15 protein-coding genes are annotated in these 11,769 nt (G+C 73.5%); 5 read left to right on the forward strand and 10 right to left on the reverse strand.

Annotated elements, in window-relative coordinates; translation table 11 throughout:
* Positions 1-18 precede the first annotated feature (18 nt).
* From ACZ7L4_RS02645 to ACZ7L4_RS02655, 3 genes are read left to right on the forward strand one after another with little or no spacing between them, the layout of a single operon-like run.
* On the forward strand, positions 19-711 hold the full coding sequence (locus ACZ7L4_RS02645; RefSeq protein WP_472099072.1) for a glycosyltransferase family 2 protein: 693 nt from the start codon (positions 19-21) through the stop codon (positions 709-711).
* Complete coding sequence (locus ACZ7L4_RS02650; RefSeq protein WP_472099074.1) at positions 708-1,334, forward strand: TIGR04282 family arsenosugar biosynthesis glycosyltransferase; 627 nt, start codon at positions 708-710, stop codon at positions 1,332-1,334. Before ACZ7L4_RS02645 ends, ACZ7L4_RS02650 begins: the two co-directional genes overlap by 4 nt.
* A complete protein-coding gene (locus ACZ7L4_RS02655) occupies positions 1,331-2,071 on the forward strand; it encodes a class I SAM-dependent methyltransferase (RefSeq protein WP_472099076.1) in 741 nt (246 codons plus the stop codon). The genes ACZ7L4_RS02650 and ACZ7L4_RS02655 overlap by 4 nt, the downstream gene beginning before the upstream one ends.
* Here the strand turns inward: ACZ7L4_RS02655 and ACZ7L4_RS02660 are convergent.
* Both ACZ7L4_RS02660 and ACZ7L4_RS02665 read right to left on the reverse strand, forming a co-directional pair.
* Positions 1,969-2,439: a hypothetical protein gene (locus ACZ7L4_RS02660; protein ID WP_472099078.1), complete on the reverse strand. Its 471-nt coding sequence runs from the start codon at positions 2,437-2,439 to the stop codon at positions 1,969-1,971. The genes ACZ7L4_RS02655 and ACZ7L4_RS02660 overlap by 103 nt on opposite strands.
* 5 nt (positions 2,440-2,444) lie before the next feature.
* Positions 2,445-3,668, reverse strand: a complete 1,224-nt coding sequence (locus tag ACZ7L4_RS02665) for a molybdopterin-dependent oxidoreductase (RefSeq protein ID WP_472099080.1) — start codon at positions 3,666-3,668, stop codon at positions 2,445-2,447.
* Between the two features lie 113 nt (positions 3,669-3,781).
* Here ACZ7L4_RS02665 and ACZ7L4_RS02670 point away from each other — a divergent pair, with 113 nt between their 5' ends.
* Complete coding sequence (locus tag ACZ7L4_RS02670; protein WP_472099082.1) at positions 3,782-5,131, forward strand: hypothetical protein; 1,350 nt, start codon at positions 3,782-3,784, stop codon at positions 5,129-5,131.
* 18 nt (positions 5,132-5,149) lie between these two features.
* Here the strand turns inward: ACZ7L4_RS02670 and ACZ7L4_RS02675 are convergent, their stop codons facing one another.
* The 3 genes from ACZ7L4_RS02675 to ACZ7L4_RS02685 all read right to left on the reverse strand — a co-directional run bounded on the left by ACZ7L4_RS02675 (position 5,150) and on the right by ACZ7L4_RS02685 (position 6,814).
* Positions 5,150-5,833 carry a phosphoribosyltransferase gene (locus tag ACZ7L4_RS02675; RefSeq protein WP_472099084.1) on the reverse strand — a complete coding sequence of 228 codons (684 nt, stop codon included), beginning with the start codon at positions 5,831-5,833 and terminating at the stop codon, positions 5,150-5,152.
* A gap of 66 nt (positions 5,834-5,899) precedes the next feature.
* The gene (locus ACZ7L4_RS02680; RefSeq protein ID WP_472099086.1) at positions 5,900-6,304 is read right to left on the reverse strand and encodes an SseB family protein; all 405 of its coding nucleotides are present in this window, start codon (positions 6,302-6,304) and stop codon (positions 5,900-5,902) included.
* A 96-nt stretch (positions 6,305-6,400) separates the two neighbouring features.
* Positions 6,401-6,814, reverse strand: coding sequence for a hypothetical protein (locus ACZ7L4_RS02685; RefSeq protein WP_450813448.1), 414 nt, complete (start codon positions 6,812-6,814; stop codon positions 6,401-6,403).
* Positions 6,815-7,005: 191 nt separating this feature from the next.
* Here ACZ7L4_RS02685 and ACZ7L4_RS02690 point away from each other — a divergent pair, with 191 nt between their 5' ends.
* Complete coding sequence (locus ACZ7L4_RS02690) at positions 7,006-7,476, forward strand: ATP-binding protein (RefSeq protein WP_472099088.1); 471 nt, start codon at positions 7,006-7,008, stop codon at positions 7,474-7,476.
* A 9-nt stretch (positions 7,477-7,485) separates the two neighbouring features.
* On the opposite strand, the gene ACZ7L4_RS02695 is transcribed toward ACZ7L4_RS02690, so the two are convergent.
* The 5 genes from ACZ7L4_RS02695 to ACZ7L4_RS02715 form a co-directional block, all read right to left on the reverse strand.
* On the reverse strand, positions 7,486-8,136 hold the full coding sequence (locus ACZ7L4_RS02695; RefSeq protein ID WP_472099090.1) for a Pr6Pr family membrane protein: 651 nt from the start codon (positions 8,134-8,136) through the stop codon (positions 7,486-7,488).
* Between the two features lie 187 nt (positions 8,137-8,323).
* Positions 8,324-9,361 (reverse strand): pentapeptide repeat-containing protein, encoded by a 1,038-nt coding sequence (locus tag ACZ7L4_RS02700; RefSeq protein ID WP_472099092.1) that lies wholly within the window; start codon positions 9,359-9,361, stop codon positions 8,324-8,326.
* Between the two features lie 13 nt (positions 9,362-9,374).
* The gene (locus ACZ7L4_RS02705) at positions 9,375-9,764 is read right to left on the reverse strand and encodes a VOC family protein (protein ID WP_472099094.1); all 390 of its coding nucleotides are present in this window, start codon (positions 9,762-9,764) and stop codon (positions 9,375-9,377) included.
* A gap of 59 nt (positions 9,765-9,823) precedes the next feature.
* Entirely contained in the window at positions 9,824-10,909 is a 1,086-nt protein-coding gene (locus ACZ7L4_RS02710; protein ID WP_472099096.1) for a LacI family DNA-binding transcriptional regulator, read from the reverse strand.
* 127 nt (positions 10,910-11,036) lie between these two features.
* Entirely contained in the window at positions 11,037-11,741 is a 705-nt protein-coding gene (locus ACZ7L4_RS02715) for a nucleotidyltransferase domain-containing protein (protein ID WP_472099097.1), read from the reverse strand.
* Positions 11,742-11,769: the final 28 nt, after the last annotated feature.

Genomic DNA, 11,769 nt, shown 5'->3' on the forward strand with positions numbered 1-11,769 from the left:
GCTCGTAGGGTGAGACCCGTGACAAGCCCACCCACCACCGTCGACGTGGTCCTTCCCTGCCTCAACGAGGCCGAGGCCCTGCCCTGGGTCCTCGACCGGATCCCGCCGCACTGGCGCGCCCTCGTCGTCGACAACGGCTCCACCGACGGCTCCGCGGGCATCGCCCGCTCGCTGGGCGCCCAGGTCGTGCGCGAGGAGCGGCGCGGATTCGGCGCCGCCTGCCACGCGGGCCTGACCGCGTCCGACGCCGACATCGTGTGCTTCTGCGACTGCGACGCCTCCCTCGATCCGGGCCACCTCGTCCCCTTCGTGCGCGAGGTGGAGGAGGGCGGGGCCGACCTGGTCCTCGGCCGCCGCCGCCCGACGGCGCGCGGCGCCTGGCCCGCGCACGCCCGCGCGGGCAACCTCGCGCTCGCCCGCATGCTGCGCCGCAGGACCGGTCTGCGCCTGCACGACCTGGGACCGCTGCGCGCCGCGCGCCGCGAGGCCCTGCTCGGACTCGACCTCACCGACCGGCGCAGCGGCTACCCGCTGCAGATGGTGGTGCGCGCCGCCGACGCCGGCTGGCGGATCGCCGAACACGACGTGCCGTACCTGCCGCGCACCGGCGCCTCCAAGGTGACCGGCACCTGGCGCGGCACCTGGCAGGCGGTGCGCGACATGAGCCGGGTGCTGAACGAGACACCCGTACGCGAAGGGAGCGTCCGGTGAGCGCCCCGCACGACATCCTGGTCATCGCCAAGGAGCCGCGCCCCGGCCGGGTCAAGACCCGGCTCACCCCGCCGTTCACGCCCCAGGAGGCGGCGGAGCTCGCCGAGGCCGCGCTCGCCGACACCCTGGAGGCCGTCGCGCAGGCCCCGGCCGCCCGCCGCGTGCTCGTCCTCGACGGCGCGCCAGGACCCTGGTTGCCGCCGGGCTTCGAGGTCGTGCCGCAGTGCGCGGGCGGCCTCGACGAGCGGCTCGCGGCGGCCTTCGCCCAGTGCGACGGGCCCGCGCTCCTCATCGGCATGGACACCCCGCAGGTCCGCCCCGACCTGCTCGCCGTCGACTTCGCCGACTGCGACGCCTGGTTCGGCCCGGCGCTCGACGGCGGCTTCTGGGCGCTCGGCCTGGCTCAGCCCGATCCGCGGCTGCTGCGGGGTGTGCCCATGTCCACCGCGCGCACCGGCGCCGCGCAGCGCGCCCGGCTCGTCGAGGCGGGCCTCACCGTGCGCGATCTGCCGCCGCTGCGCGACGTGGACACCGCAGAGGACGCCGCGGCCGTGGCCGCCGAGGCGCCGCACGGCCGGTTCGCCGCGCGCCTGACGCGATGGACGACGGGAGCGCACCGATGAGAGCGTCGATAGGCCCCACGGTGAGCACGCCCACCGCCCCCTGGGCGGGCGCCGACCCGTACTCCGCCGCCCTGCGCGCCGGCCGCGGCCCGCTCTTCCTGCGCCGCACCGACGGCTGGCTGCTGCCCCTCGAGGTCGAACGCTGGTGCGCGCGGGCCGACGCCGTCGACCGGCAGGTGCTCGACCGCTGCGAGGGCGCCGTGCTCGACGTCGGCTGCGGCCCCGGACGGCTCGTCGCGGAACTCGCCGCGCGCGGCCGCACCGCACTCGGCGTCGACGTCAGCGACGCGGCCGTCGCCCACAGCCGGGGACTCGGCGGCCAGGCGCTGTGCCGCTCGGTGTTCGACCCGCTGCCCGGCGAGGGCCGCTGGAACACCGTGCTGCTGATGGACGGCAACATCGGCATCGGCGGCGACCCGCGCACCCTGCTCGCCCGGGTCTCCCAACTCCTCGCCCCCAGCGGCCTGTTGATGGCCGAGACGGCGTCCGTCGACGTGGACGAACGCGCCAGCGTGCAGGTCACCGACTCACCGGGGCAGCCCGGGCGGCCCGGCGACCACCCCTTCCCGTGGGCCCGCCTCGGCACTCCCGCCCTGCTCCGGTACGCGGCCGGGGTCGGGCTGCGCCCCGTCGATCAGTGGTCCGTGGGCGGCCGCTGCTTCGCCGCGCTGCGCACCCGCACCGCGAGCAGCAGCGCGGAACCCGCGAACAGGGCGGCCGTGGCCAGCAGCCAGTGACCGAGGTACACGTCGGCCGAGCGGCCGGTCGCCGACCGGAAGCGCTCGTCCACCGCCCCGCTGATCAGCGGGAACCAGACGAGCAGCAGCAGCCCCGACAGGGCGGCGGGAACCCGCACGTACCCCACCCGCTCCCGCCGCCCTGCCGCCGCGAACCCGCGCACGAGCAGCCGGTCCACACCCGCGTACAGCGGCACCAGTACGAGGTCGTGCACGAGGGCCGCCCCCACGAACCACAGCGCCACCCCGAACCAGTCGTCGGCCAGCAGCCGCACACCCGCGTATCCGGCGAGCGCGAACGAGCAGAGCAGCAGCAGGAGTTGGAGCGGACTGCCCAACGGCACGCGACGGCCGCGCAGGAGAGACATCACGGTCACACCTTTCCGAAGGTGAGTCGAGCCACCCACTTGGTGTTGAGCACCCCCGGCGCGGCCGGCACGATCACGCGTGCCGGATGGCCGTGGTCGGGGGAGAGCGGCTCCCCGTTGACGTACAGGGCGAGCAGCGAACGCGGATCGGCGACCTGATTGGCGCGCAGCGCGGCGTGCCGGAAGGCGCCGCGCCGCTGCAGCGACTCCACGAGCACGTCCGGCGGATCGCCGTCGTGACCCACCAGCGCCGCCAGATCGCGCAGCCGCACCCCGCGCCACCACTGATCGGACGTCGACCAGCCCTCGACGCAGGCGATGGGCAACGCCGCGCTGTGCAAGGGGAGTTCCGCCAGCTCGGAGCGGCTGAGGCGGACCGTGCGGCCCGAGCTCCCGACCACGACCAGACGCCACGCGTCATCCGCCGTCTCCGCGCGGTCGATCCCCGCGTAGGCGGCGGTCTTGTTGATCTGGAAGCCGTTCGGGCCACGGGCCGGGTCGGCGCCGCCGTGCGGGGCGAGCAGCGCGGTGCGGCGCAGCGGCCCGTCGAAGCTCTGCCCCGCCGTCGTACCGAACAACAGCAGCGAGCCACCGCCGACGAACCACAGCGCGCCACGCCGCGACACGGTCGGCGGATCGGGGCGCGGAGCCACCAGCTCGCCCTCCTCGCGCGCCTTGCGCACGTTCCGCAGCGCCGCCGGCACCTTCAGCGCCGCATGCGCCACGAACGCGGCGAAGAACACCCACGCCCCGTAGAAGTGCAGCGGATAGAACGAACCGGGGAAAAGATAGTCGAGCTGCACATTGAGCACCCCGGTGACGAACTCGAAGAGCCCGCCGCCGACCAGCAGCAACAGCGAGACACGTTCGAGCGCGTGCGTCAGCGAACGGGCCGGCGGCAGCGCGAACAGCTTCGGCACCACCGACCACAGCTTCGCAAGCAGCACCGGGATCAGCGTGACACCGAGCGTGACATGCACACCCTGCGTGAGCCGGTACAGCCAGTGCGGGTCCGTCGGCCAGGCGAAGAGATAGAAGCCGAGGATCCCCTTGTCCGGGGTCTTGTCGTTGACCGGGGCGAGGCCCGGGTTGTACGCCGCGTACGAGACGAGTCCCGTCACGAACAGCACCGTGATGCCGACGAGCAGCACCAGACCGAGCACCGAGGTGAGCCAGGGGCCACGCAGGGGGCTGCGCCAGAAGGAGGGGGAGGCGGGGGTGTCGCGCATGTCTCGACGTTAGGCCGCGGAGACCGTCCATCGGGGTGCGCGACTCATGACGAAACGCTGACATCAGGGCCGGTCGGCGCAGTGCGGGACGCCTCTCGGCCTAGCGTTCCCCTGTGACCCCCCGCACCGAACCGCGCGGTACCCGCCGCGACCTGTACGCCGCCGTGGCCGCGCTCCTCCTCGTGGCGGCCGCCGCACTCGTCGGACGCCACATGGAGGACACCTACGGCACCCTGCACGTCGGCGCGCCCCCGCTGTACGGCAGATGGCTCCCGCACGTCGGTCCCGGCACGCCCGCCGCCCTCGCCGTGGCCGCCGTCGTCGTCGCGTACGGGCCCGCGCTCGCGGCCCGGCTGCGCTGGCGCGCGCTGCTCGCCACGGCCTGGGCCACCGCGACCGCCTGGATCCTCTCCCTCGCCCTGATCGACGGCTGGCACCGCGGCATCGCGAAGCGGCTCACCACCAAGTACGAGTACCTCCAGGTCATCGACCGCTTCCACGACATCCCGGCGGCCCTGCGCGACTACACGCGGCACATCCTCATCGACGCGCCCGACCACTGGCCCGCCCACACGGCGGGCCACCCGCCCGCCGCGCCGCTCACCTTCGTCCTGCTCGACCGGATCGGGCTCGGCGGCGGGGGCTGGGCGGCCCTGTGGTGCATCGTCGTCGGCGCGACGGCGTGCGTGGCCGTGCTCGTCGCCGTGCGCGCGCTCGCCGGGGAGGAACTGGCGCGCCGCGCCGCCCCGTTCCTCGTCGTCGTGCCGGGTGCGGTGTGGATGGGGGCCTCGGCCGACGCGTACTTCGCCGCCGTCGCCGCGTGGGCGGTCGCCCTGCTCGCGCTCGCGGTCAGCGGCCGTTCGCTCCGCTGGGCGGCAGGGGCGGGGCTGCTGTTCGGGCTGACCTGCTATCTGTCGTACGGGCTCACGCTGTTCGCGCTGATCGGCCTCGCGGTCCTCTTCCTCGGGCGAGGGAGGGTGCGGGAGCGGCCGGTGGCGCCGGCGGTGTTGTTCTGCGCCGGACTCGCGGTCGTGCCACTCGCGTTCACGCTCGCCGGGTTCAACTGGTGGGAGGCGTACCACCTGCTGACGACTCGTTACTACCAGGGCGCGGGCGGCATCCGCCCGTACGGCTACTGGGTGTGGGCCAACCTCGCGTGCACCGTCCTGGTCGTCGGCGTGGCGACCGTGGCGGGGCTGCGGCGAACGGTCGGGCTCCTGGTCAGGCCGGACGACAGGGAGAGCGGGCAGGCCCGGCTCGCGCTCCTCGCGGGAGCCGCGCTCCTCGCCCTGCTCGCCGCCGACCTGTCCGGCATGAGCAAGGCGGAGACCGAACGCATCTGGCTGCCCTTCGCCCTCTGGCTCCTCCCCGCCTGCGCCTTCCTGCCCCGGGCGAGACCCTGGCTCGCCGCACAGGTGGTGCTCGCCCTGCTCGTGAACCATCTGGTGCTCACGGGCTGGTGACCCGCAATCCTGGTGCGGTCAGCCGCCGCGCCCGCTCTTCTCATGGCTCGGCTCGTCGGCGTGGAACGCGTTCAGTACGTCCATCACCTCCGCGTCCGAGACCTGCGGGAACCGCTCGTAGCCCTCGCTCACGGCGTGGAAGTCCGGCGGCTGGTCGAGGCAGATCACGTCGCCCGTGTGCCCGCGCAGGTCCGCCACGGTCTGCGGGCTGCCGACCGGGGCCGCGAGGACGAGGCCGGCCGGGCCCTGGCGACGCAGCGAGAAGAGCGCGGCGGTGGCGGTGAGGCCGGTGGCGAGGCCGTCGTCGACCAGGATCACCGTCCGGCTCGCCACCGGCGGCTCGGGGCGACCCGCTCTGTACAGGTGGGTGCGGCGGTGCAGTTCCTTCCTGGCCTCGGCGACGTCGGAGCCGAGACCGTCCTCGCTCAGGCCGAGGAGTTCGAGGGCCACCCGGTCGAACAGCGGGGGCTCCTCGCCGACGACGGCGCCGATCGCGGTCTCGCGCCGGCCCGGCACGCCGATCTTGCGGGCGACCAGGACGTCGAGCGGCGCGTGCAGCGCGTGCGCGACGGGCGCCGCCACGGGGACGCCCCCGCGTGGCAGCGCGAGCACGACCGGATCCACGAGTTCGCTGGAGTCGGCCCATTCCAGCAGCCGCAGGGCGAGCTCTTCACCGGCGTGCGTACGGTCACGGAAGGGCACGGGGCCTCCTCTGTGGTCCTCAGTTGTGTCGGTGGGGGGTTCGGGGTCGGGGTCGGGCGGTCCGGCTCAGGAGCGGTGGCCGAGCAGCTCCCGTACGCCCTCGCCGTTGAGCGTCAGGGCGTCCGGCGAACCCGCGTCGATCGTCATCGACAGCTCCGTCGGCCAGCGCGAGGCGAGCGCGCCCAGCGGGACCGTCGTGCAGCGCGAGATGAACGGCAGCAGTTCCGACATGCGCAGCTCGGACGTGAACAACGGGACCAGCTGCTCGCCGCCCGGCTGCTCGATGACCGGCAGCGACAGTGCATGGGAGTCCGAATCCTGGTCCGCGCCCGCCTCTTCGGGCACGGGCACGAGGACCTCGCACTCGGCGAGCTTGTCGAGCGCGCCCTGGTCCTCCGTGTTCAGGCTGAGGGCGCTGAGCGCCTGCTGCGCGGGGGAGGGGCCGTTCTGCGGGATGGAGTTCTCGTGCATGGTCGAAGTCCCCTCTGGAGTACGGGCGGATGGCGCCCCGCGTACCCAGAGGGTGTCGGTCCATGCCAGGGAGATCCGGAGTCGACGGCGGCCGGGTCAGGCCGCCGCCCGTCTCGCCCAGGCCCGGCCCCACCGCCCCATCATGTGCGGGCACAGCGGCCGGCCGTGCAGCAGCTCCACACCCTCGGTGTCTCCCATGGCGACGAAGAAGCGGCGGCCCATGGACGACTGCAGTGTGGTGGTCCAGCGAAAGCCGTCACCGACGGCGATCGCGCCGCGCAGCAGCTCGTGCCCTATCCCCTCGCGGCGCCACGGCTCGTCGACCCAGATCGCTTGGATCCGGCCGACCGCGCACTCCTCGCACAGCCGGAACCTGACCTCGGCGATCTGCCGGCCGGCCTGGGTGCGGGCGGTGATCCGCCACTGGCCGTCGGCGCCGGGGCGCTGCTCGGCGAGCATCACCACGGTTCCGTCACCGGTCGTGAACAGCCCGCCCGTCCTCCTACGCATGCGGGCCTCCTGCGGGCGTGCTGTGTCGGAGTTGTGCCCGCGCATCCTTTCACGGGGTGGGGGTGTGACGACAGGGGGTGCGGGTGCCGATGAACGCCCGGCGCTCGCCCGCCGTACTCCAAACCGCCGTCACGGTTGCGCCGAATGCCATGGGAAGAGTGCGCCCCGCGTTCCGATCCGGAGGAACCGTCATGTACGTCTACCGCGCGAACAGGGCGAGCGAGCAGAGCACCGCGGCCGGCGGGCAGCTGCTGCCCGAATGCGCCGAGCGCTCCCGCCCGTTGCTGACCTGGAACCAGTCCGTCGAACTCGCCGCCGCGCAGGCCCGCGAGCGGGTGCGGCAGGCGCTCGACGGATACGCCGTCGATCCGCGCGCCGTCGACGCGGCCGTCCTCGTCGCCAGCGAACTCGTCGCCAACGCCTGCGAACACGCCCGCGGCCCCTACCAGTTGCGTCTCACCGTGAGCCGCACCCTGTGCGTCGAGGTCCTCGACCGCGGTCCCGGCCTGCCCGCCGCCGTCCTGCGCCGCTCGCCCGCAGTGCCGCCCTCCGTCGAGCGGGGCCGCGGTCTGCTGCTGGTGGACCGGGTGGCCGGCGGGGCGTGGGGCAGCAGGAGGCTCCCGGCCGGTCACTGTGTGTGGGCGGAGGTCCCGACGCGCTGAGGGGTCGCGTCAGAAGTGGTCGGGAAGCGGCAGCGGCCGCTTGAGCCGGCGCCCGAGCCGCCGGTCGATCCGTGCGAACAGCCAGGCCAGCACGCCCGCGACCACGAGCACCCCGGCGATGTTCCGCAGCGCGAGTCCGTACCCGCGCGCGTGCACGTCGAGGAACGGGTACGGGTACCAGTCCGTGACCGCTCCGTGCACGAGCGTGTACGCGATCCACAGTGCGGGCCATACGAACGCCCACCCCACGCTCGCGCCGTCGATCCGCCCGCGCGGCCCGAACAGCAGCCAGCCGACGAGCGTCATCGGCGGCGCGACGTAGTGCAGCCCCACGGTGATCCACAGGGAGACGCCTTCGAGGTGGATCTGCGGCGCGAGGACGAGCGCGAAGACCAGGCCGGTGATCGTGATGCCGAGCAGTGTGTCGAGCCGCAGCACCCGCCACAGGGGGCCGTCGCGGCCGGGGCACAGCACCAGGGAGAGCGAGCAGATCAGGACGAGGACGTTGCTCTGGATCGTGAAGTAACTGAGCATGCGCACCAGCCGGGTCAGCGCGTCGGCGTCGTCCCCCGTGGTGTCCCCGGCCCCGGCGGCGGACCCACCGCTGAACACGAGCACGAGCTGAGCGACGAGCGCCGCCGCGACGACGACGGCCAACACGCCGTGCCACGGCCGGGAGAGCCCGGGATTTCGGTCAACGGCTGCGGTGGGCGCGGGTCCTGTGATGGTGATGGCGGACTCCTCGACGTGCGGTGGTGTGCGGGTGCGTGTGCATGTTTCGTCGAGTATGACCGATATGGGGATGGCGGTGAAGGTGAGGGTGGTGGCGAGGGAAGGTGGCGCTCCGTCAGTCGCCTGCCCTGTTCGACGGAACGTGCGCCGAATCCGAGGTCTGTCCACGGGGGTTCACGGTCGGCGGAAGGAGCAGGCGCGGCGGAGGGGCCTCCCAGGCGTCGAACTCCGGGGGAGTCCCGAGACGGTCCCGGTCGGCCTCGGACAGGTCGACCTCTCCTCCCGTGAAGCGTGCTCCGAGGAAGGACACTTGGGCACCGTTGAACTCGGCTCCGTGGAACGTGACCTGCCCCTTGCTGAAGGTCGTACGCGCGAAGGTGACCCGGCCGTCGGCGAAGTCCGTGCCCCCGAATGTCACCCGGCTGCCGCTGAAGTGGGCGTCGTCGAAGGACGCCCAGCCACCGGTGAAGCGCACCAGGCTGAACGAGACGCGCCCACCCGAGAAGCGCGCGCCGCTGAAGTCCGCCGCGCGCAGGACGGCGCGGGTGAAGTCGAAGTCGTGGCCCTCCCAGCTCGTCGAGGCGCCTGCACGCAGATGCTCGGCGATGATCCTGGTGAGGGAGAGGCGGATCTCCGACTCCTCGTCGTGGTGCCACGGCGCGTCGGAGGGCGTATGAGGCATGCGGAGACACGCGCAGAGAACGTTGATGCAGACCTGGCGCTGCTCGGGCCAGTCGTCGGCGAGCCCGGCCAGGGCGTGGATCCCGGCGAGCCGGACCATCGGCAACTCGTGCCCGAGCTGAGAACTCGCGGTGACGAAGCGTTCGTTCAGCAGCCGGGTGTCCTCCCTCCGCTCGGCCGCTTCGGACAGGCGCTGCTTGCGGTAGGCGACGACCAGGGCCAGCACGCCGCCGACACCGGCGACCACGGACAGCGAGATCTTGATCAGGTCGAACCGCTTGTCGGCCGCCAGCGCCCGCGGGCCCGTGAGCGCCGGAAAGCCCAGCGCGGCCCACACCAGGCAGGCGCTCAGCAGGAACAGGGCGACACCGGCAGCGAGTACGACCGTGATGTGTCGAGGCAGGGTCCACATGCGGTCGTTGCGGTCAGGCGGGCGAACGCCCCCAGAGGCGCCGCGAGTTGGAGTCGGCATGGTCGGCACGGTCCTAGGGTGCCAACGAGCGCACGACGTCGAACTCGTTGCCCTCGGGGTCCGCCATGACCACCCAGCTGCGTCCCGGGCCCTGGCCCACGTCCACCTTGGTGGCGCCGAGGGCGAGCAGCCGGGTCGCCTCGTCCTCGGTGCTGCGGTCGACCGGGCTGACGTCGAGGTGCAGCCGGTTCTTCACGGCCTTGCCCTCGGGGACCCGGATGAACATCAGGGTCGGCGGCATCTGGCGGGCCCTGACCTCCTCGACGGTCGGCTCCCAGGAACCGATCTCGACCTTGTCCTCGCTCCGGTCGATCACCTTGAAGTCGAGGACCGCGCACCAGAACCGGGCGAGCCCGTCCGGGTCGTGACAGTCGACGGTCAACTCGGTGAATCTACTGGCCACTTGGCCCCCCCTGGTGGTGTGGACGGGGGATCACCCTATCCAGGTGGCCGCCGCACTTGTCAGCAGCCGCAACTCGCCCTGCGCACCACCGAAACCGGCAGCGTCACCGACTCGGGTTCCTGGTCCGCCCGGCCGCCCAGGCGCCGCACCAGCAGTTCCACCGCCTCCTCGCCCATGCGGCGCATCGGCTGGCGGACCGTCGTGAGCGCGGGACGCGCCATCCGGCCGAGGGGGATGCCGTCGAAGCCGGTGACGGTCACGTCCCGCGGCACGCGCAGGCCGCGCCGCTCCAGTGTGTGCAGGGCGCCGACCGCCATCTGGTCGTTGGCGAAGAGGAGCGCCTCGGGGCGTTCGCCGGGGCGGTCGAGGAGGGTGGCGGCGGCCCGCGCGCCCTCCGCCTGCGTCATCATGCCGACGCGCAGATCGGGCGCGTCCGCCACGCCGACACCGGCGGCGCGGCAGGCCTCGGTGTGGCCGCGGAAACGGGCCTCCACGTCCGGGGAGTCCTCCGCCGAGCCCACGTACGCCAGCCGGCGCAGGCCGTGGTCCTCGATGAGGTGGCGGGTCAACTCGCGCTGGCCGTCGGCGTTCGCGACCTGGATGTGGTCGAGCCGCACCGGGCGGTCGAGGTCGCCGGGTTCGCGCGGGCCCGCCAGCATCACGACGGGCTGGCGGCGCGAGATGACCTCCAGCTCCTCCGTCGGAACGGTGCGGGCGAGCACCGCGAAACCGTCGACGCGCCCCGCGACCTTCGCGACGAGGGTCTCCGGGCCGCTCTTCAGCGAGGCCGCGATCAGCAGCGCGTAGCCGTGCCGGCGCGCGGCGCGCTCCATGCCGCGGATGATCTGGTCGGAGTAGAGCATCGCGGCGTTGTCGTCCGGCTCGTCGCCGACCCCGGCCTCCGCCTCCGACTCGGCGTCCGGATCCGAGTAGTCGGGAAAGCACAGGCCGAGCACGCCGGTCGAACGGCTGGCCAGCCCGCGGGCGTTGCCGCTCGGGACATAGCCGAGCGCGCGGGCGGCGGCGAGCACCTTGTCGCGGGTCTGCGCGCGCACGGAGTCGGGATTGCGGTAGACCCGCGACACGGTGGCGATCGAGACGCCGGAGCGCTCGGCGACGTCGTACACCGTGGGCGTGGTGGTCATCTGGGCGGCCCCCGAGTCTGCTGCGGGGGCGCCGTGGCCCGCCGACGGATGAAAGCGCATTCACCATAGGCGGGCGACTGTGCGGGGGCAAGGCCGGCGGGCTTCGCAGGTCAGGAGGGGGAGGGGCTCAGTCGCGGCGGTACCCGGCCCAGCACGGTCCACCGGCCGCGTCCAGGATCTCGCGCACCACACCGGCGAAGTGTCGCGCGGCGTCGTCGGCGCCGGACATGGTCGCCGCGGCGCCGGCCGTCAGCCGCTTGTGCAGGTCGGCGTCCGCGTCCGCGAGCCGCCGCGAGAGCCACTTGCCGCCGCCGAGCCAGTGGCCGCCCGCGAGGAGCGCGAGTTCCGAGGCGAGGCCCAGCAGGTGTGCGACCAGGTAGGTGCGTTCCAGGGGGTCGGCGCAGCCTTCGAGGTCGTCGAGGGCGTCGGTCAGGGCGTAGCGCTTGTCCTCCAGTTCGCGCTCCGAGGCCGGTGGGGGCCCGGCCGCCCAGCGCCGCCGGGCCTCGGCCCGCAGGGCCGCGCCGATCCCGTCCGCGTCGGACAGCAGCAGCCCCTCCGCGCACATGGCCAGGAGCGGGGAGCGGCGTGCCGCGGTCTCCCGTTCGACGAAGCGGTGCCAGTCTGTCTCGGTCTGTACGAACAGCTCCACCGGCCAGCCTTGGTGGTGGAGGCTCTCGCGGCAGGGCGCGGGCGGCCCCGACAGCAGGACCACGATGTCCAGGTCGGAGCGTGGTGTGCGGCGTTCCGTGAGGACGCTGCCCGCGAGGAAGGCGGCGCGCGCGTCGGGGAAGCGGTCGCGTACCAGTTGCTGGGCGGTGCTCACGTGATCCATGTCGGCAGTGTGCGGCCGACCGTGTGTC

It is taken from the genome of Streptomyces sp. NPDC107575, from assembly GCF_055657265.1.